This is a genomic window from Polaromonas sp. P1_E11, from assembly GCF_056405995.1.
This window is the reverse complement of sequence record NZ_JBFUBA010000002.1, coordinates 1,225,969-1,245,805: the sequence shown is the minus strand read 5'-3', so window position 1 is coordinate 1,245,805 and position 19,837 is coordinate 1,225,969. Positions and strand designations below refer to the sequence as shown.

General features: G+C 62.1%; 19 protein-coding genes. 7 read left to right on the top strand and 12 right to left on the bottom strand.

Annotated features, from left to right (window positions below; translation table 11 throughout):
• Positions 1-34 precede the first annotated feature (34 nt).
• The 3 genes from AC1D11_RS13380 to AC1D11_RS13370 all read right to left on the bottom strand — a co-directional run bounded on the left by AC1D11_RS13380 (position 35) and on the right by AC1D11_RS13370 (position 2,890).
• Positions 35-661 (bottom strand): TRAP transporter small permease subunit, encoded by a 627-nt coding sequence (locus tag AC1D11_RS13380; protein WP_457281277.1) that lies wholly within the window; start codon positions 659-661, stop codon positions 35-37.
• A 77-nt stretch (positions 662-738) separates the two neighbouring features.
• Positions 739-1,848, bottom strand: a complete 1,110-nt coding sequence (locus AC1D11_RS13375) for a TRAP transporter substrate-binding protein (protein WP_477647491.1) — start codon at positions 1,846-1,848, stop codon at positions 739-741.
• Positions 1,849-1,999: 151 nt separating this feature from the next.
• On the bottom strand, positions 2,000-2,890 hold the full coding sequence (locus tag AC1D11_RS13370; RefSeq protein WP_477647490.1) for a PPK2 family polyphosphate kinase: 891 nt from the start codon (positions 2,888-2,890) through the stop codon (positions 2,000-2,002).
• Positions 2,891-3,091: 201 nt separating this feature from the next.
• Between AC1D11_RS13370 and AC1D11_RS13365 the strand changes: the two genes are divergently transcribed.
• Positions 3,092-3,535 (top strand): rhodanese-like domain-containing protein, encoded by a 444-nt coding sequence (locus tag AC1D11_RS13365; RefSeq protein ID WP_477647489.1) that lies wholly within the window; start codon positions 3,092-3,094, stop codon positions 3,533-3,535.
• A 225-nt stretch (positions 3,536-3,760) separates the two neighbouring features.
• Positions 3,761-5,011, top strand: a complete 1,251-nt coding sequence (gene cqsA / locus AC1D11_RS13360; protein WP_477647488.1) for an alpha-hydroxyketone-type quorum-sensing autoinducer synthase — start codon at positions 3,761-3,763, stop codon at positions 5,009-5,011.
• Positions 5,012-5,019: 8 nt separating this feature from the next.
• On the opposite strand, the gene AC1D11_RS13355 is transcribed toward cqsA, so the two are convergent.
• Entirely contained in the window at positions 5,020-6,006 is a 987-nt protein-coding gene (locus AC1D11_RS13355; RefSeq protein WP_477647487.1) for a response regulator, read from the bottom strand.
• Positions 6,007-6,053: 47 nt separating this feature from the next.
• A complete protein-coding gene (locus AC1D11_RS13350) occupies positions 6,054-7,355 on the bottom strand; it encodes a sensor histidine kinase (protein WP_477647486.1) in 1,302 nt (433 codons plus the stop codon).
• 90 nt (positions 7,356-7,445) lie between these two features.
• On the opposite strand from AC1D11_RS13350, the gene AC1D11_RS13345 reads away from it, so the two are divergent.
• Positions 7,446-8,114 carry a helix-turn-helix transcriptional regulator gene (locus AC1D11_RS13345; protein WP_477647485.1) on the top strand — a complete coding sequence of 223 codons (669 nt, stop codon included), beginning with the start codon at positions 7,446-7,448 and terminating at the stop codon, positions 8,112-8,114.
• Positions 8,115-8,193: 79 nt separating this feature from the next.
• A complete protein-coding gene (locus AC1D11_RS13340; protein WP_477647484.1) occupies positions 8,194-8,961 on the top strand; it encodes a type III pantothenate kinase in 768 nt (255 codons plus the stop codon).
• A 141-nt stretch (positions 8,962-9,102) separates the two neighbouring features.
• Here AC1D11_RS13340 and AC1D11_RS13335 read toward each other — a convergent pair whose 3' ends face one another.
• Positions 9,103-10,635: a wax ester/triacylglycerol synthase family O-acyltransferase gene (locus AC1D11_RS13335; RefSeq protein WP_477647483.1), complete on the bottom strand. Its 1,533-nt coding sequence runs from the start codon at positions 10,633-10,635 to the stop codon at positions 9,103-9,105.
• Positions 10,636-10,777: 142 nt separating this feature from the next.
• Here AC1D11_RS13335 and AC1D11_RS13330 point away from each other — a divergent pair, with 142 nt between their 5' ends.
• Complete coding sequence (locus tag AC1D11_RS13330) at positions 10,778-11,032, top strand: acyl-CoA-binding protein (protein ID WP_457281267.1); 255 nt, start codon at positions 10,778-10,780, stop codon at positions 11,030-11,032.
• A gap of 82 nt (positions 11,033-11,114) precedes the next feature.
• On the opposite strand, the gene AC1D11_RS13325 is transcribed toward AC1D11_RS13330, so the two are convergent.
• The 6 genes from AC1D11_RS13325 to AC1D11_RS13300 are packed head-to-tail and all read right to left on the bottom strand — an operon-like array spanning position 11,115 to position 16,070.
• A complete protein-coding gene (locus tag AC1D11_RS13325) occupies positions 11,115-12,089 on the bottom strand; it encodes a Bug family tripartite tricarboxylate transporter substrate binding protein (protein WP_477647482.1) in 975 nt (324 codons plus the stop codon).
• A gap of 53 nt (positions 12,090-12,142) precedes the next feature.
• Positions 12,143-12,535, bottom strand: a complete 393-nt coding sequence (locus AC1D11_RS13320) for a VOC family protein (RefSeq protein WP_477647481.1) — start codon at positions 12,533-12,535, stop codon at positions 12,143-12,145.
• Positions 12,532-13,488 carry a hydroxymethylglutaryl-CoA lyase gene (locus AC1D11_RS13315; protein ID WP_477647480.1) on the bottom strand — a complete coding sequence of 319 codons (957 nt, stop codon included), beginning with the start codon at positions 13,486-13,488 and terminating at the stop codon, positions 12,532-12,534. The genes AC1D11_RS13320 and AC1D11_RS13315 overlap by 4 nt, the downstream gene beginning before the upstream one ends.
• Complete coding sequence (locus AC1D11_RS13310) at positions 13,485-14,738, bottom strand: CaiB/BaiF CoA transferase family protein (RefSeq protein ID WP_477647479.1); 1,254 nt, start codon at positions 14,736-14,738, stop codon at positions 13,485-13,487. Before AC1D11_RS13310 ends, AC1D11_RS13315 begins: the two co-directional genes overlap by 4 nt.
• Before the next feature lie 33 nt (positions 14,739-14,771).
• Positions 14,772-15,719 (bottom strand): LysR family transcriptional regulator, encoded by a 948-nt coding sequence (locus tag AC1D11_RS13305; protein ID WP_477647478.1) that lies wholly within the window; start codon positions 15,717-15,719, stop codon positions 14,772-14,774.
• An 18-nt stretch (positions 15,720-15,737) separates the two neighbouring features.
• Positions 15,738-16,070 carry a polyhydroxyalkanoic acid system family protein gene (locus AC1D11_RS13300; protein WP_477647477.1) on the bottom strand — a complete coding sequence of 111 codons (333 nt, stop codon included), beginning with the start codon at positions 16,068-16,070 and terminating at the stop codon, positions 15,738-15,740.
• A gap of 151 nt (positions 16,071-16,221) precedes the next feature.
• Here AC1D11_RS13300 and AC1D11_RS13295 point away from each other — a divergent pair, with 151 nt between their 5' ends.
• On the top strand, positions 16,222-18,438 hold the full coding sequence (locus AC1D11_RS13295) for an O-linked N-acetylglucosamine transferase, SPINDLY family protein (protein ID WP_477647476.1): 2,217 nt from the start codon (positions 16,222-16,224) through the stop codon (positions 18,436-18,438).
• Between the two features lie 307 nt (positions 18,439-18,745).
• Positions 18,746-19,819 carry an alpha/beta fold hydrolase gene (locus AC1D11_RS13290; protein WP_477647475.1) on the top strand — a complete coding sequence of 358 codons (1,074 nt, stop codon included), beginning with the start codon at positions 18,746-18,748 and terminating at the stop codon, positions 19,817-19,819.
• Positions 19,820-19,837: the final 18 nt, after the last annotated feature.

Below are 19,837 nucleotides of genomic sequence, written 5' to 3'. Positions count from 1 at the left end.
CCATGAATCTTCGGAACAGCCGGGCGAGTCATGTTCAACCTTTCAAGCCGGCGGATTTTTCGATGGCCAACCGCTTGGCTTCTTCATCGACAAACTCGCTGCCGGCCAGCTGTTGCGCGACCACATCGGATTCCTGGGCGTCCTTGAGCCGCGGTGTCCAGATGCCGGTGCGGATGCAAACGACGCAGCGCAGGATCTCGGACAGCCCTTGCATCAGCACAATGGTGCCAGCCACCGGGATCACAAACTTGAACGGATACAGGGGGATAGGGGTGGCGTTGAAGGTTTGTTCGCGCATCGCCAGTGACTCATTGAAGTATGTCCAGCCGGCCCAGGTCAGCGCCATAATCCCGGGTAGGAAGAAGACGATGTACAGGACCAGGTCCAGCCAGGCCTGCGTGCGGGGCTTCAAGTTTCCGTAGAAGAAGTCGCCGCGCACATGGCCGTCATGCGCCAGCGTGTAGGCTCCCCCCAGCATGAACAGCGTGCCATACAGCATGTTATTGACGTCGAAGATCCAGGCCGTGGGCGCGTTGAGCGCGTAACGCTTGAAAACTTCAGCACAAACGACCACCATGAGGATCACGATGAGCCAGGCGGCGGCCTTCCCGACCCAGGTGCTGATGTGGTCAGCCGTGTGAAGGATTTTTTGTGTATTCATTTTGAACCGGTGTTCCCATCAAAAAGGCCAGCCATCCAGGGCTGGACGGCTGGCCGGCTTCGCCGGGGCTCGCAGGCTCAGGCCTTCTTCTTGCCGAAGGAATGGTTGTAGGCCATCTTGAAATCGACCATGTAGTCGTTCTGCCAAGGGATGGTGCGCGCGGCGTAGGCCTTCTGCGAGTCGATCACCTTCTTGAACAGCGGATTGGCCTTGGCTTTGTCCTCGATGATCTTGTCCCAGGCTTCCAGCTGTGCCTTGAGCACGGCGTCGGGCGTCTTGTAGAACTTGATGCCCTGTTTCTTCATTTCAGCGTAGTCGGTGGAATTGCGATCTATGGCCTTCCAGCTCATGTCGGCGCTGGCAGCCTGCACGCCGTAGTCGATGATTGCCTTGAGCTCGGCGGGTAGCGCGTTGTACTTGGCTTTGTTAAACAGAATCTCGAACTGCTCTCCGCTCTGGTGAAAGCTCTGAAGCATGCAGTTTTTGACCACATCCGGAAAACCCAAAACACGGTCCGAACTCGCGTTGTTGAACTCGGCCGCGTCGATCAAGCCGCGGTCCAGCGCAGGGACGATCTCACCGCCCGGCAGCGGATTGACGGAGGTGCCCATCGCTGTGAAGATGTCGACCGACAGTCCGACCGTGCGGAACTTCAGGCCCTTCATGTCTCCCACCTTGGCGATCGGCTTCTTGAACCAGCCTAGCGGCTGCGTGGGCATGGGGCCGTAGAGGTATGACACCACGTCCATGTTGATGGCCTTGTAGATTTCATCGAGCAGGGCCTTGCCACCGCCGTAGTTGTGCCAGGACAGGACCATGTTCGGGTCCATGCCGAAAGCCGGGCCCGAACCCCACAGCGCCAGGGCATTGTTCTTGCCATAGTGATAAGCCACCACGCCGTGTCCGCCGTCCAGGGTTCCCTTATTCACAGCTTCGAGTAGCTGAAAGGCCGGCACCACGGCGCCGGATGGAAGCACTTCAATTTTCAGGCGGCCGCCGGCCATGTCATTGACTTTCTTCGCGAAATCGTTGGCGTATTCATGAAAGATGTCCTTGGCCGGCCAAGTGCTCTGGAAGCGAAGGGACGTTGTCTGCGCCATGGCGACCATGGGGGCGGACAGGGCGCCGGCGGCAATCGCGGCGCCTTTCAGCAGGCCGCGCCTGCGGGGGCTTTTGCTTTCGGTCATGACTTGTCTCCTGTTGTTTCGAAAAAGGTAAGAGGACTCATCATTCCGTCTTGCTCATTCCTTACAAAGAGGGTTTCCACCAACGCTACAGGTTGTTGCCTCTTCTCAGGGTGAACCCGTTTGTGCCCGACCGACAGAACCCGCGAGGAGCTCAGGTGACTTTCAGCCTTCTGAGGGCCGGATCGCCTGGCGGAAAGCGCAGCTTCAGTTCCTGCAACCTGGCCCGGACGAGGGTGGCAATCATCAGGTTGCGATGCGTCTTGGAGTCCGCTGGCACCACGGTCCAGGGGGCCCAAGGGGTGCTGGTGGCCTGGAGCAATGCTTCGTAAGCCTTTTGGTACTGCTTCCATTGTTTGCGGACCTCCAGGTCCCCCGCGCTGAATTTCCAGTGTTTGGCGGGGTCATCCAGTCGCTCCTGCAGTCGTTGCTTTTGCTCATCGGGACTGATATGCAACATGAACTTGAGAATCACCGTACCGGTTTCCGAGAGCATGCGTTCGAAGTCGTTGATGTGCCGGAACCGCTGTGCTGTTTGTGCCGATGTGATCCATCCGTTGACGGGCGGCACCAATACATCTTCGTAGTGGCTGCGATTGAAAATCACGATCTCTCCCATGCCCGGCATCTGCTGATGAATCCGCCACAGGTAGTCATGCGCCCGCTCATCTTCCGTCGGGGCCTTCCAGCTGACCGTCCGTACGCCCAGCGGGCTGATGCGTCCAAAGACGCCGCGCAATGTCCCGTCCTTGCCTGAGGTGTCCGTTCCCTGCAGGACCACAAGAAGCTTGTAGCGTTTGTCCGCGTAAAACAGGTTTTGCAATCCGTCGATCTCTGTGGCCAATGCTTCGACGGTGGCTTTGTCGCGTAGCTTGTCGCCCGTCGAGAAAGGCTTGGCTGCCGGGTCAAGGCTGGCAAGGGAAAATCCCTTGGGCTTCGACGGAGAGGGTTGCCAGGGGGCTATGGTTTTGGCCAGAGCCTTGAAGCTTGCCTTGCCAGGCTGTACCTTTTGTGGAGAAGGTGTGTCGGCGTCGTTGCGGGGCATCGGGGTCTCCTGCAGTTCATCGGTAGGGTGATTGTGCATGGCACACCTGCGCCAGGGGGATGCGCGGCTTGCCTATGTCCTCACTGTCTGCGTGTGGTTGCAGGGGGATAAACTTGATCTGCAGGTTTAGGGTCGCCGCCATGCGATGCATGCATGCCCGATATACCTGTTGATCAACACCCCGAACTGAGAGGCCCTGTGATGGAAAAAAACACTTCTGCAAATGGTTCCGCGCAACCTGGTGTCCAGCCTGCTTCCGGTTATGCCGGCGATATTTCTGCACAGCTGGCTTTTGACTGGATGCAGTCGGGCGAAGCCGTGCTGGTGGATGTACGAACTGACGCCGAACGTGAATGGGTGGGTTATGTGCCCGGCTCTGTGCCCCTGGCCTGGAAGCAATGGCCGGGCATGGCAATGAACGCAGGATTCGACGAGGGGCTGAAAGCCGCAGTGCCCGCCGGCAAGAAAGCGGTGCTGTTGTGCCGCAGCGGCGTGCGTTCGGTGGCTGCGGCCAAACGTGCTGCCGAACTGGGTATGGAGGCTTACAACATCCTCGAAGGGTTTGAAGGCGATGCCGATGAACACGGGCAACGCGGCCGCAAGGGCGGCTGGCGCTTCCGGGGCTTGCCCTGGAAGCAGGGCTGAATCCCGTTAAGGACGTTAATCGAAGCAGGGCCCATACGCACCTTTGGTAACTTATATATGTAAGTGAACGGCGCATTTACTTTACAAAAATGAGGTGAATAGTTCGCATGACATTGCCTGAAATTTGATGTAGTGAGCTACCCCCTGTTAGTTCTGACAGGGGGTAAGGCGTATCAATTTGTTTGAGCGCTTTCAATGGGGTTCCCCTTTTTTAACGGAGCCCCCATGCAAGTACTCGAACGCAAACTTTCCCCTGACACCGCGCATTTTCCCAACCCTGCCCTTGGGGCCCAGTTATGCCAGCGAATATCCCGTGACTTCACGCCGCGCTGGAATCACCAGTGGAGCGGAAAGTTCATGCTTCATGGCAAAACGCCGGACTCCAATGCCATCCGGCTGGACGGCAACGACTACCTCAGCGTCACCGGCCATCCGCACATCGTTCACGCGCAGGTGGAAGCCTTGCGCAAGGAGCAGGAGTTTGTGGTGCAGTCCGGTGTCTTCCACCTGAACCAGCATCCAACACACACGCTGGAACTGGCCCTGGCATCCTGGGTCGGCAAGGACGACGGCTTCATTTGCCAATCGGGTTATGCGGCCAATGTCGGCTTGCTGCAGGCGATTGCCGATGCGAAGACCCCTGTGTACCTTGATACGCTGGCCCATGCATCGTTGTGGGAAGGCGCCCATGCGGCGCGCGCCCCGGCTTTCGCTTTTCGCCACAATGATCCGGTTCATCTCGCCCGGATGATCGCCAGGAACGGTCCGGGCATCGTGGTGGTCGATTCCGTGTACAGCACCACGGGCGCCATCTGTCCTTTGGGCGAAATTGTCGATGTGGCCGAGCAGCACGGCTGCATGATCCTGGTGGATGAATCGCACTCGCTGGGCACCCACGGCCCGGAAGGTGCCGGGCTGTGTGCCGAGCTGGGCCTTACCAGCCGCGTGCACTTCATCACCGCCAGCCTTGCCAAGGCCTTTGCGGGCCGGGCCGGCTTTTTTACCGCGCCGGCGCACATGCGCTATTACATTCTCTGTTCAAGCTTTCCCAATATCTTCAGCTCCAGCCTGCTGCCGCACGAGATTGCCGGCCTTGCAGCCACGCTGGAGGTGATCCGCAACAGTGACGATGCCCGCGCAAGGCTTCACGCACACACGCGCAGATTGCGCTCTGCCTTGAGCGAGCTGGGCTATCCCATCCACCAGGGCAGCCAGCAGATCATTGCGCTGGAGGTTGGGCTGGAATCCGACACCATGGTGCTGCGGGACCGGCTGGAGGAGCGCAACGTGTTTTCGTCGATGTTCTGCGCGCCGGCCACCAGCAGCAAACGCGCCATGATGAGGCTGACCTTGAATGCCGGGCTGATGGATTCCGAACTGGACCATGTGGAAGCGGTCGCACGCGAGATCGCGCCGATCGTGAAACCATGGGACTGGCCGATTGCACGGCGCGCACGGGCCGGCCAGGAGGCGTGATGCCGGGGTCAGTCCTGCAGGTGTCTTTCACCCGAGGTGGCAATAAATCGCTCGTGGCTGCTCATGAAGCCGGGGTTAAAAGGCTCGCCGACGGCAAAAAGCGCCGCATGAAGCGCGGCCGGACCGGAAGCGATGGCGAAGGCCTGGCGCGGCTGGGGTTTGTGGCCGGCGCCCAGCGCCAGCTGCAGTTCCAGGTCGATGAGTTTCCTGCCCGCCGCCACGTCCTTCACGGTCGCGGCATCCCAGCCTTGCGATGCCGCCATTTCGGCAAGCTCTGGCAGGTTCCCGGCGGGTTCCAGCTGCAACCAGCTGACGCTGCCTTTACGGTCAAGGGCCAGCACACCGAAGGGCGCACCAATCACCACATGCTCGATCCAGCCTTGCCGCAGTGCCAGGTTTTCCAGCTCCTGCGCGACGGATGGTTCGCACAACAGCGCATGCTGCGCGCGGGACAGCGTCGCCCGCCAGGTCTGCTGGTGCCGGGGATCGGGCTGCCGCAGCAGCGCCTGCACCGCATCGGTCAGGCGCAGCCGGATCTCCGGAGATTGCTTGGGAATGAATTGTTCGATCAGCCCGCGGTTGAAGGCCGACACGGCAAGTTGCTCGTCAGCCCGGCCTGTCAGCAAAACGCGCGAACCCGACCAGCCGGTCAGCTCACTCAACACCCTCAGCCCGCTCATGGCCGGCATGGAATAGTCCACCACGCAGACCTGCGTGAGCGCAAATCGCGCCGTGCCGTCTTCCCGCCAGTACTGCAGGATTTGCGGGATCAGGGCCGTCCCCTCGCGCCATCGATTGATGATTTCCTGCTGGCGCCAGGCATCAGCTTCCCAGCGCACCGGCTCCTGGAGCAGCAGGTCTATACACGCCACCGGGCGCAGGAACAGACGTACATGCCAGTCCAGCGGCATGACTTCCGCGAGCATTTCGAGATAATCCGGGTCGTCGTCCAGGAAAACCACGCCTCCGGGACGGCGGTAAAGTGCAAAGGACATGTTGTCAGTCTAGCGCGGGTTGTCAAAAGCAAATCATGTGCAAGGTATCAGGCCGTAATCGGCAGCTCGATGGTAAAAGCAGCTCCCACGGCGAACTCTGATTTCACATGAATGGTGCCACCTGCGCTTTGTACCACTTGCTGGCAAAAGGCCAGGCCCAAGCCATGCCCCGTGCCGCGGTTGCTCGAGAAGAACGGCTTGAAAATCTGCGGCAGCAAGGCAGCGTCGATACCCATGCCCTCATCGGTCACCATGATGCGGCCGCGCGCCTGCGTCCTGCCGACTTCAATGCGCAGGGCGCCGTGCGGGTATTTCGAGTCAGCCGCCATCAGGGAATGCAGCGCGTTCTTGATGAGGTTGTCCAGCACCTGGGAAAACTGTGTGGCGGAAGAACGGAAGGTGAAGTCATCGTGAACAAGCACCCGCACGCATTCCCTCTGGCGACTCGACTGATAGGGATACGCCGCCACGACGTCCTGGACCAATTTGCCGGCCACGACGTGTTCGGTATGCCGCGGCAGCTGCAGCAGCTTGGCATTCGCGATCTGTGTGTCGATCTGGTGGTTCATGTTTCGAACCAGTGCGTGGAGGCGCAGCGCCAGCTTGTCCAGCTGCAGCGCGCGCGGGTTGTCGGGCTGGCGCTGTACCTCCAGCTGGATCGCATCGCCCAGCAGGGCTGCCGTCGACAGCGGCGTGCGCAGCTCGTGCGCCATGATGCCGATGGTGGTGAGCGTGCTGGAAAGCTGTTCCCGCCGCAGGTTGGCCGAGGAAAGGTTCAGCACCAGCGCGATCGACCAGGCAAACGCAAATACCACGGCATGCACGGTGCGCTGGTCTTCCGGCAGGGCGGGAACTGCCGGCCCCACGTACAGGAACATGACCCAGGCCAGCCCTCCACCGGTGATGGTGCCCAGGGTCGCCAGGCGCCAGTCAGTGACATGGTAGTAGATCAGCACCATGGCCGCCAGGGTAGCCAGCCACACGGTATTGCTGCCGTTGCACAGGTACATCCAGCTGAACAGGACCGGCAGTTCGAGCCAGAACACCACACCAAACACCCGTTGCGCCAGCCGGCTTCCCGGGTCATGGTTGACGCGTTTGGTCATCAGGCTGTAGCCCAGCACGCTGGCCACGACGCGCAGCGGCAGGTTTTCATAGGGCTGCGGCAGCCAGACCGACCAGATCCAGGCGAACAGGGCGTTGCCCGAAAAAAAAGAAAGACCCAGCCACCACAGCCGCCGCGGGGATGGATGCAAAATGGGCTCCAGGGGCGCAAGGATCAGTTCCTCGCGCAGCCACTGAAGCAGGGGACGCCGCGCAAGCCACGCGTGAAAGCGGGCGCTCCTCACGTTAAGAACTTCTCCAGCACAAACGGGAACCTGACTGATGATGCATTTGACATTTGACTGTATTGTCCCGGTTCTCATCTCGTCAAGCTAATGCTGTTACCTGCCAACTTTGACAGCGTCAGCCTGGACGGCGTCATCAGCGACTGGCTGTGCGCCCTTCGCGAGTTCTCGGTCGAAGCGCTCATGGTGCTGGGTCCCGATCCGTTCGGGGGGCAGGAGGACCGGCTGGTGCTGGCCATTCACCCTCCGCGCCTGCTGGATGCCGCCGAGGCCCTGGCAGAGAGCCGGGACTTCGGCGCCCCGTGGCGCGACTCCGACGCACCTCTTGTCGCCTGGCAGGATATTTCCAAAACCGCTTTCGAAAGCCTGAGCCGCTGGCGCCGGCTGTGGCTGGCTCACGGTTACCAAAGCGTGGTGCGCATCGCCTTTCCGTTGACGGTGGGGCGGGCCTTTGAATGCTACCTCTTCAGCCCGCGCCAGTGGCATGACCGCAGCGAGGCGGCCTTGCTGGCCTGGTCGGCCCTCAACATCTGGCCGCTGCTCAAGCGCGCGCTGGCCGAAGCGCGCAGCCCGCTGAGCCCGCGCGAACTCGAATGCCTGAGCCTTGCCTTCCAGGGGATGACGGCACGCGAGACCGGCGAGTTGCTGGCCTGCAGCGAACGCACGGTGAACTTTCACCTCTCCAATGCCATGACCAAACTCAAGGTCGACAACAAGCTGGCCGCCATCCAGCGCGCGTGCTGGTTCGGATTGATCTGAGCGTTCTTTGCCGCGTCTACTGGAAAACCTGTAGGCCTGCGCCTGCAGGTGCGCTTCAAACCTGTTCATAATCCGCCAAATGACCTTTCTAGCGCTTGACGTGGGTAACACCCGCCTGAAATGGGCCCAGTATGAAGCCCCTGTGCCCAGGGCCAAGCTGCTGGCGCAGGGCGCGGTGTTTCTGGAAAACATCGACAAGCTGTCCGAAGAAGAGTGGGGCGGCATGCAACCTCCGTCGCGCATCCTCGGCTGCATCGTTGCCGGCGACGCCATCAAGCGGCGTGTGGCTGAGCAGATGGAACTCTGGGACGTGGCGCCGCACTGGGTCGTTTCCAGCCCGCACGAGGCCGGTGTCACCAATGGCTATGACCATCCGGCCAGGTTGGGCGCTGACCGTTGGGTGGCCATGATCGGTGCGCGTCACCGGCTGCTGGCGCGCGGCGTCAACAAGCCTTGCGTGGTTGTCATGGTAGGTACCGCCGTGACGGTCGAGGCGATCGACGCTTCCGGTAAATTCCTGGGCGGCTTTATTCTTCCAGGCCACGGCATCATGTTGCGCGCGCTGGAGTCCGGCACGGCCGGTCTGCACGTTCCCACCGGCGAGGTGCGCGACTTTCCCACCAATACCAGCGATGCGCTGACCAGCGGCGGCACCTTCGCCATTGCCGGTGCGATACACCGCATGGTGGAAAACGTCACCCGCCACTGCGGCGAAACACCCGAATGCATCATGACCGGCGGCGCCGGCTGGAAGATGGCGCCCAGCATGTCGGTGAAGTTTGAGCTGGTCGACAGCCTCATCTTCGACGGACTGCTGGCCATTGCCTCGCAGCGTTTTGCCAGCTGACGGCCTTTCCGCGCGTCGCGGTTGTCACGGGGTGTGCTATTAAAAAAGTAGCTACTTGCGCCCGCCCCTATTGGGCTGAGGCCATGGAATCCTCAAGAAATCGAGCGGAACCTCCTGGCAGCTGCGACGCGCAGCGAGCGCTCATTCCCCCCAGGGCAGCATCAGCGTGACGATGGAGAGTTTGGCAAACTCCGGCACAAACTCGTCGATGATGCGCTGCGGTTCCGGGCACAGGGTGCTGTCGGTGATCACGCCGAACTGCACGCCGCCGCCGTAGCTCAAGATGGACACGCCCAGTCCCACGTCACCCGACTGCGGCACCCAGAACATGCTTTGCTCCAGCGTCGAACCGCAGAATTTGAGTTTTTCGCGCGGGCCCGGCACGTTGGTCATGACCGCCGTGGTTTTCTTGGCAAAGAGGTTGAGCATCACGTCCTGCGCCGGCTTGATCAAAAGGCCCGCCACCGCCAGCAGGCTGAAAGCCAGCAACGGCTGGTAGCTGCCCTTGAGCGCGGCCATTCGCCTGCGCACCTCGTAGACGCGCTCGATGGGGTTCTCCACCCCGATGGGCAGCACCAGCGGCACCAGGCCGAAGCGGTTGCCCAGCTTGTGCGCCTGGTCCAGCGGCCGCAAATTCACCGGCACCATGGCGCGGATCTCCTGGCCTGCCACATCGTCACCGAAAGTTTTCAGGTATTCGCCCAAGGCGCCGGCCACGCAGCTGAGCAGCACGTCGTTGATCGAGCAGTTGAGCGCCTTGCCGACGGCCTTGACCTCGTCCAGCGGAATCGGCTGACACCAGGCCACCTTCTTCGCGCCGCCGGGCTTGCCCTTGAGCCGGGTTTTGGAGTCGTCGGGCATCAGAGCCAGCGCGGCGCCATCCTTGAGCACCTGCATCAGCACCTTGGCCATGTCCATGGAATTGTGCATGCCGTCTTCCATGCCCTTTTTGGGGTCGCCCAGCATGCCCAGCGAACGCGCCGCGCCTTCGCCCACGGCGCCCAACGCTTTCACGGTGATGTCGGTGAAGGGCTTGAGCAGGGTGTCGGCAATCCAGTCTTCCGTGCCGGCGGCCGCCGCAGTCTTTTTGCGTCGCTCGGGCGGCGGCGTGCCGCCATCGACCAGCGACATGGTCACAGAGATCAGCGCAATGCCGTCCGCGATGCAATGATGGATGCGAACGATCATTGCGCTGCCCTTCACGCCGTCCGGCCCGGTGTAGTCCTCGATCAGGTGGATTTGCCACAGCGGGCGTTTCGGGTCGAGGCGCTGGGTGGCAAGCACGGCCACACGGTCCTGCAGGGCCTGCTCCTGGTTGGCCGATTTGGCCAACTTCTCCTGCACGACATGGTTGGCCAGGTCGAAGTTGCGGTCCATCACCCAGGTCGCGCCGGCGGCGTCTTCCATCACGCGCTGCCTGAAGCGGTCGTACTTCAGCAAGCTGTTTTCGATGCGTTCGCAGACGGCGGCGTACTTGACGCCCGGCGCCAGCTGCCACACGCCCACGATCATCATGAGGTTGGCGTCGTTGTCCATGCGCAGCCAGGCCGTGTCGACCTTGCTCATGCGCTCCCCCGAAATACCCAGGGTTCCCGAGACAGCCCGCTTGACGTTCTTCTGGACGTTTTTTGCCACTTTCCGGCCAGCGGCCTGGGCGGTAACGCGTGTAACCATGAGCACTCCCGATGCAAAACTGATGCGAACTTACCCCGGATGGGGTAAGTTCCCTATTTTGCAAGGAACGGCCTAGCTAAGATACCGGGCAGTTACCCCAAGCACCTCATTGGTGACCCACTTCTAAAAACGGAGATTCTTCATGTCAGACCTGAAAGCCGCCTTCGACAAAGCCATGGCCGATTCGAAAAACCTCAGCGAGCGCCCTGACAACGCCACGCTGCTGAAGATTTATGCGCTTTACAAGCAGGGCAGCATCGGCGACAACGCCGAGAAAAAGCCCGGCTTCGGCGACATGGTCGCGCGCGCCAAGTGGGACGCCTGGAACAACCTCAAGGGCACCTCGCAGGACGATGCGATGCAGCAGTACATCGATTTGATCGCCGATCTGAGCTAAGACTCTCTTCCACAGAAAAGCGGCACAGTCCCGGCGTAATTTGCGCCGGGACTGTGCCGCTTTTTGCTGGCTGTCAAAGACTTCAGTCGGCTTTAATGTTCGCCAGTTTCACGATCCGGCCCCACATCTTGCGCTCGTTGTCGCCCAGGGTGGCCAGCTCGGCGCCGGTCATGACCACCGATTTCGCGCCTTGCTCTTCGGCGCGTTTCCTGAAGCCTTCCGACTCCACCACCTGTTTTATCGCCAGCGAGAGGCGTCCTTGCAGGTCGGCCGACAGTCCCGTCGGCCCATAGACGGCGAACCAGGATGACGCTACCAGCGGCACGCCGGCCTCAATGGCCGTCGGCACATTGGGTTGCGCTGCCAGGCGCGCGCGGCCGGTGACCATCAGGGCTTTGAGCTTGCCCGCGCGGATGTGCGGCAGCAGCGGCGGTGGCGTGGTGATGGTGAAGTCCACCGTGCCGGCCAGCAGGTCGTTCAGCGCCGGGCCCGTGCCGCGATAGGGGATGTGCACCATGAACGTCTTGGTCAGGTCCTTGAGCAGCTCGGTCGTCACATGCTGGAGCGAGCCGTTGCCGCTGGACGCGTAGTTGACCTTGCCGGGGTTGGCCTTGACGTACTTGATGAAGTCCGCAAAGTTGTCGGCCGGGAAGTTGCCGCGCACCACCAGCAGTTGCGGTGCATCGATCAGATGGCCCAGCGGTTTCAGGTTGGTTGCCGGGTCAAAGCCGGGCACCGGCTGGATCAGCGGCGTGATGCACTGGTAGCCTGAGTACTGCACCAGCAGGCTGGTGCCGTCGGCCGGGCCGCGCGCCACCATCTGGCCGGCGATGTTGCCGTTGCCGCCGCCGCGGTTGTCCACGATCACCGAGGTTTGCAAAATCTTGCCCAAGGGCTCGGCCAGCATGCGCGCCGCAATGTCGGTGGTGCCGCCGGCTGCCGTGGGCACGATGAGCGTGATCGGTTTGCCGGCGAGCTGCGCGCGCACGGGGTTGAGCCAGGCTGCCGTGCTGAGCCCGGCCACGGTGAGCAGTGTTCTGCGGGAAATGAAAGTCATGGTGTTTGTCTCCAGTTGTAGTTTTAGGATTGCTTTTAAGGGCTGCCGTTTTTTCAGGCCGTTTCGGAAATCTCTATCAAATTCAGGTCCGGGTCGCGCACATAGACCGAGCGGATTTTTTGTGTGGCGCCGGTGCGCAGCACGGGGCCTTCAATCACAGGCCAGCGTTCGCGCTCAAGGCGGGTGATTACGTCGGCAAGCGGGATGCTCGCCAGAAAGCACAGGTCCAGCGCCCCCGGCACCGGCAGGTGAGCCTTGGGCTCGAACTCGTTACCTTTGACGTGCAGGTTGATTTTTTGCTGGCCGAACTTGAAGGCCTTGCGCTCTACGGACGGCGTGCCCCCCGTGAAGCTTTCAAGCGTCATGCCCAGCACGCGGGTGTAGAAATCCACACAGGCCTCTTCGTCTGCGGTGGTTAACACCAGATGATCCAATTGTTTGATCACGCTGAGGCCGCTCTTAGTTCAGCCACATAAGGCGGCGGTGCATGCAGGTCCGTGATGCGGCCGGCCTTGGCCACCTGGCCGGGCACTTCATGGCCGACGATGCCGGGCATTTGCCGCGCCACGGCCAGCAGCTTTTCAATGTCCATGCCCGTGTCGTAGCCCATGGCATCCAGCATGTGCACCGCGTCTTCACTGCTGATGTTGCCACTGGCACCGGGCGCGTAAGGGCAACCGCCCAGGCCGCCCAGGGAGCCGTCAAAGCGCGTGATGCCGCCCTGCACGGCGGCCAGCACATTGGCCAGGCCCATGCCGCGTGTGTTGTGAAAGTGCAGGGTCAGTTGCAGGCCTTCAAAGCGCCGTTGCAGCGCTTCCACCATGCGGCTCACTTGCGCCGGGTGGGCCATGCCGGTGGTGTCGCAGACCGTGAGGCCGCGCACGCGGTCTGCGCCGAAGGCGGCAAAGCGGTCGCTCCAGTGCAGCACTTCTTCCTCGGGTACCTCGCCTTCCATCGGGCAGCCGAAGCAGCAGGAGAGTGAAATATTGATGGGCGTGCGGCCATTGACATGGTGGATCACGTCGGAGAGTGCGGCAAAGCTTTTCTCGCGAGGCATGCGCAGGTTGGCCAGGTTGTGGGTTTCCGATACCGACATCACCAGGTTGAGTTCGTCGGCCCGCGACTCCAGCGCTCGCTCCGCCCCGCGCAGGTTGGGCACCAGCGCGGTGTATTCCACGCCGGGCACGCGGCGTATGCGGCCCATCACCTCTTCGGCGTCGCGCAGCATGGGAATGGCCTTGGGCGAGGTAAACGATGTCACTTCAATCTTGGCGTAGCCGCATTCGCTGAGGGCATCGACGAGCGCGACCTTGTCATCGGTGGAAATGAAAGAGGGTTCGATCTGGAAGCCGTCGCGCGTAGCGACCTCATTAAAGTAAATTCGTTTTGCGGTGTTCATGCGCTGACGTCCTTCCCGGCCACGATGCCCTTGTCCTTTAGCGCCTGAATCTGTTCGGTTGAAAGTCCGATCTCGCGCAGCACCGCAACGGTGTCCTGCCCCACCTGCGGCGCATTGCGACGGTGGCCGCCCGGTGTGCGCGAGAGTTTGGGCACGATGCCGGGCACTGCCAGCGTGCTTCCGTCGTCCATCTGAACTTCGTCGAGCATGCCGCGCGCCAGGTAGTGCGGGTCGGCCGCGATATCGGCCACGGTGTAAATGCGGCCCGCGGGCACCGAGACCTTGTCGAGCTCCGCCAGCACTTCATCGACCGTGAGGCCCAGGGTCCACTGGCCGATGGCCGCGTCGATTTCTTCCACGCGCGCCACGCGGCCGGCGTTATCAGCCAGCGCCGGGTCGTTGCCGAGATCGCTGCGGCCCATGGTGGCCATCAGCCGTTTGAAGATGCTGTCGCCGTTGCCCGCCACCAGCGCATAGCCGCCGTCTTTGCACAGATAGGCATTGCTGGGCGCGATGCCGGGCAGGGCGCTGCCGGCCGCGCCGCGCACTGCGCCAAAGGCGCTGTATTCGGGCAGCAGGCTTTCCATGCAGTTGAACACCGCTTCATACAGCGCCACGTCGATCACCTGGCCCTTGCCGGAGCGTTGGCGTTCCTGCATCGCCAGCAGGATGCCGATCACGCCGTGCAGCGCGGCCAGCGTGTCACCGATGCTCACGCCCACACGCACCGGCACGCGGCCCGGCTCGGCCGTCAGGTGGCGCAGGCCGCTCATGGCCTCGGCCACCACGCCAAAGCCCGGCTTGTCGCGGTAGGGGCCGGTCTGGCCGTAGCCGCTGATGCGCAGCATGATGAGGCGCGGGTTCAGTGCCAGCAACTCGTCGGGCCCGAGGCCCCAGCCTTCCATGGCGCCGGGGCGGAAGTTCTCGATCAGCACGTCGGCGTCGGCCGCGAGCTGGCGCACGATGGCCTGCGCCTCCGGGCTCTTCAAGTCCAGCGCCACCGAGCGCTTGTTGCGCGACTGCACCTGCCACCACACCGAAGTGCCGTCCTTTAGCAAACGCCATTTGCGCAGCGGGTCGCCCGCGCCCGGCGTTTCGATCTTGATGATGTCGGCGCCGAAGTCCGCCAGCGTCTTGGCGGCAAAGGGCCCGGCAATCAGCTGGCCGAGCTCCAGTACCTTCAGCCCGGCGAGGGGGCTTTGCGTGGCAGGAACTGAAGAAGCCGAAAGGGATTTTTCTGAGGAGGGCATGGCGGGCAGTGTGCCGCCGCGCGCTGGCTCCGTCTATTTGCGCTTTGGGGTCCGGGGGTTCGCGTTTTGCGAAGGCGAGGCGCTTTTAGGGCTCAGGAAGTCCACCAGCGAGGCGACGCCTGCATCGGGCTGGCCTGCGATGGTGGCTGTCAGCAGGCGGCGCTGGGCCCATGCGTCTGCCAGCGGCCGCCAGTCGAGCTTCATGCTTTTGACCATGGGCAGTGTGGCGGCTTTGGGGAGGATGGCGACGCCCAGACCGGAGGCCACCATGTGGCACACGGCGTCAAAGCTTCGCACCTGCATGCGCAGTTTCAGCGGCCGGTTGGCGGACAGCGCAGCCTGCTGCTGCTTTTGCAGCATGGCGGCGCCGGCGGTCAGGCTGATCCATTCCTCGTCGAGCGCATCGACAAAGGCCAGCGGTGTCTTGCTGCCTGCCAGCGCGTGGCCGGCGGGCAGGATCAGCACCAGCTCGTCTTCGCGGAACAACCGCGTGTCCAGCCCGGCGGTGTCCGGGCCTTCCACAAACACCGCCACATCCGCCCGGCCTTCACGCAAGGTAGCCGCCACGGCTTCCGACACCTGCTCTTCCAGGTCAATGTGCACCTGCGGGTGCAACTCGCCATAACGTGCCAGCAGCGGCGGCAAAAACTGGCTGATGGCGGCGCTGCTGGCGCACAGGCGTATGTGGCGCGCGATGCCGCGCCGCAGGTCGGCCAGTTCGCCGCCCAGCTGCTCCATGGTCTGCAGCAGCGTGAGGCCGTGCTTGACGAAGACACGGCCTGCAGCGGTGGGCAGCAGGCCGCGCGCATGGCGCTCGAACAGCACATCGCCCAATGCGTCTTCCAGTTCGCGGATGCGCCGGCTGGCGGCTGCCAGCGCCAGGTGCGAGTCGCGTGCTGCGGCTGTCAGGCTGCCTGTCTGGGCACAGGCCACCGCCAGGCGCACCGACACCAGATCAAACCGGGCGAGGTTGTAGCTCACGAGGGCGGGCCTGGAAACTCAGGCCGCTTTCTTTTTGGTGGTGGCTTTTTTGGCCGCGGGCTTCTTCGCGATCAGGGTGTCCAGGTTTTTCACGATTTCCTCTTCAATCCTGTCCTTGAAGGCGCCGAGAAGGAAACCCAGCTTGGCCTGGAGTTCGAAACGGTCTTTGGTGACGGTCAGCGTGCCGCTGACGCCCGAGCGGGTAAAGCTGACCAGGTCTTCGTCCTTGCCCTCTTCGTAGGTGCATTCCATGTCGAATTTCTCTTCGGCCTGTTCGGCCCATGCGAAGGCGATCTTGCGCGCGGAGGGCAGGCCCATACCGTGTTCGCGGGTGATGTGGATGTCTGCCATGAGTGTCTCTTTCCTGTCTTATAGGTCGAAATATCGCCTGCGACATGCCATGTCCGGCGGAGCAAAAGTGAAGCGTACAACAGTGTCATGCGGGCGTGCTTGCGGCGCTATACTTTATTTTTCCTTTATTCCCCGGTTTCCCCGTCGACCCATGCTTGATTGGCTGCGTTCAAAATACACGAGAAAACCGGTCGGTCCATGGCAGTTGTACAGGGCGGGGCTGACCGCCCAGGCTGCGGATGCCGCTGCACAGGTTCTTGCCGCCGATCCGGCCCACAGCGAGGGCCTGCTGGTCCAGGGGCTGATCGCCGTTGATGCGGGCTCTGCGGCCACCGCACTTCCCGTTCTTGAGCGGGCCGCCGTGAATTCCCCTTCGGATCCCCGCTTTCAAAATGCACTGGGCAAAGCTTTGTCTGCACTCGGGCGCCACGGCGCCGCCCGCTCCGCGCTTCAACGAGCCATGGGTATGGACCCGGAAAATGCGGAAGCAAGGCTTCAGCTCGCGCTGATGGCGCTGTCCGGCCGCCGCGAGGACGAAGCCGTCCGGTGGCTCCAGGAAGCTTTGGTACTCGAGCCAAAATTCGCCGAAGCCCATTTGCACCTGGCCAACCTGTGGATGGGGCGCGAGAATTTTCCGGCTGCTGAAGAGCACTACCGCCAGGCTGTTGCCGTGCAGCCTGCATACGCCGAGGCACACGCCAATCTGGGAGGGTTGCTGAAGGACCTGGCCCGCAGGGACGAGGCCGCTGTTCATCTCGCACGCGCCCTGCAACTGAACCCTGAACTCACGCCAGCGTCGTTTAATCTTGCCATGCTGCGCATAGATCAGCACAAGTGGGACGAGGCTCTGGTACTGCTCCAGCAAACGTTGGCCGGGGACGGGCGGCAGGCCGAGGCCCATTACTGGCTGGGCAATGCCCTGATGCGGCAGGGCAGTGCTGCGCAGGCACGTGAGTCTTACAAGGCCGCCATTGCGCTGAACAGCAACTTTGAGCGTGCGCGCTGGGGTCTGGCCATGGCGCAGTTGCCCGCTGTTCCGCAAGCGGCCGACGAGCCGGCAGAGGGTGTGAAAAGTTTCCGGCAGGAAATCCGCAAGCTTGAAAGCTGGATCACCGCACACCGCCCTCCGAATGCGTACCATGCCGTTGGTGCTCAGCAACCCTATTATCTGGCGTATGTGCCGGGAAACCACCGCGAGGTGGTGAGTGAGTATGGCGCCCTTTGCGTAAAACTCATGCAGCGATGGGCAGGCAAAGCGGGATTGCCGCCGCCGGCAAGGTCTGGCGGTGCCAAGTGCCGCATCGGCATCGTTTCTGCGCACATCTGCAGTCACTCGGTCTGGCATGCCATTGTCCGGGGCTGGGTGGAGCACCTCGACCCGGAGAAATTCGAAATCCATCTGTTCCACACCGGAGAGCAGCGCGATGCCGAAACGCAGTGGGCGGCGGCGCGCGTCAACCAGCTGCATCATGCGTTGGGCGACTGGGGGGCTTGGGCCAAGGCGATATCAGGTGCCCGGCTGGATGCCGTGATTTACCCCGAAATCGGCATGGATACCACCTCGCTACGCCTGGCTTCCATGAAGCTGGCCAGGGTGCAGATGGCGGGGTGGGGCCACCCGGTCACCACGGGCCTTCCCACCATGGACGCCTATGTCAGTGCTGCTGCTTTTGAGCCTGAAGATGCCGCCAGCCATTACACCGAGACGCTTCTGGCCTTGCCCCGGCTGGGCTGCTGCTACCGACCTTTTGGTACGCGGCCCGGTCCGGTTGACCTTGCCCGATTGGGCATCCTGCCCGGGCAGAAAATCCTTTTGTGTGCCGGCATGCCATTCAAATACGCGCCGGATCGTGATGCCATTTTGCTGGAGGTCGCCAGGCGGTGCGCGCCTTGCAAGCTGGTTTTTTTCCGCACCACGCCGACGCTTTTGTCGGACATGCTGGAAGCCCGGCTACGCAAGGCGTTTGTGTCGGCGGGCATGAATTTTGACGAGCATGTGCGGTTTATTCCCTGGCAGTCCCAGGCGGATTTTTTCGGCTTGCTCGACCGGGCGGATGTGTACCTGGACAGCATCGGGTTTTCCGGTTTCAACACCACCATGCAGGCCATGGAAAGGGCAACACCCATCGTGGCCTGGGAAGGCGATACCCTGCGTTCCCGCTTTGCCAGCGGCATACTGCGCGAAGCCGGCATGAGCGAGTGGATTGCCCGTTCGGGCGAAAGTTATGTGGACAAGGTGGCGCAGCTTTGCGCGGATGAATCGCTCAGGCAGCAGTTGAGAAGCCAGATCACCCAACGAAGGGATGCGCTCTACGATGATGTTGAAACGGTGTCTGCGCTGGGTGCGCAGTTGCTGCGGCTAACCTGAACCGGGCCTCATCCCTGTTCAGAGGCTTCGGGGTTTCAGGGCTTTCAGTCGCTCCGCCCTGGGCAGCCTGGCGAGTCGCTTCGCTGCATCATAAAACGCTTGCGAGGTACGGCCTTCACGTTCAGGCCGTATTTCGAAGCTGGAGCACCGCTTTCGCTCCCATTCATCATGCGGCCTTGTGGTGTGATACTTGGCCTTAGCTTAGTAGTGCACCTCCCCTTTGCCGTGCCCGGCATCTGGCGCAAAGAACCTCGTCAAACGGGGCGGACAGTGTTTGTCAGGCACGTTTTTGTAACGGTCCCCTCCTTTGAAGAATCCGCATCCCATTCATTTTTGCAAAAGCGCCGACGGAACGACCATTGCCTTCACTGCAACCGGCAGTGGGCCGCCCGTGGTATGGGTCACCCTGCAATACACCGACAACGACCTGGCGTTACCTGGACCCGCGAGCAAGCATTGGATGGACGCGCTGGCCGCTCGCCACACTGTGGTCAGGCTGGACATGCGGGGGTGTGGGCTTTCGGAGCGCAGGCCTGAACGCATGTCGCTCGATGCCTGGGTGGAAGACATCGAGGCGGTCGTCAATGCAGCGGGTCTGACGCGCTTTTCCATGGCGGCGGTGTGTACCGGGTCGTATGCCGCAATCGAGTATGCGGCGCGCCATACCGACCGGCTGACACGCCTGATGATTTATGGCGGAGCGGTTCGTGGACGTTTGCGGCGCGAATTGACTGCTGCGCAACGCGCCGATGCCATGGCGGCGTTGCAGGTATATGAATCCGGACTGGATGGGCGAAGCGAGTTTGCGGTGTCTTTCCGGCGCATATTCACCGCGCAATTTCTTCCGGAAGCTTCGGCTGAGCAGCTTGAAGCCCATGACCGAATCGTCAGCCAGCGCATGAACGGCGCCATCGCTGCACAGAGCGTCCTCGCGTTTTACGATCTGGACCTCAGCGAAAGCGCGAAGCGGATCGACGCTCCTTGCCTGGTGATGCATGCCCGCCACGACATCTTGTACCCGATGGACGAGGGCCAGAGGCTGGCAGCACTCATTCCTGCCTCACGCTTTGTTCCCGTTGAGTCGCACAACAACATTCCTTTGGCTGAGGAGCCTGCGTGGCCCGGGGTGCGCACCACCGTGCTTGATTTCCTCGCGGGCGGTGAAGGCGCCGCGGCACCTGCCCAGCCTTTCCGGCTGACGGTGCGTCAAACCGATGTGCTGAGGCAGGTAGCGCAAGGGCAGACCGACAAGCAGATCGCACGCACGCTGTCCTTGAGCCCGCGTACGGTTGAAATGCATGTGGGCGCTGCCCTGAAGGCCCTGGGCAGCAAGACGCGGGCTGAAGCAGCGCACCGGGCCGCGCAATACGGGCTCTTTTAGCTGGGTCATGGTCCAGCT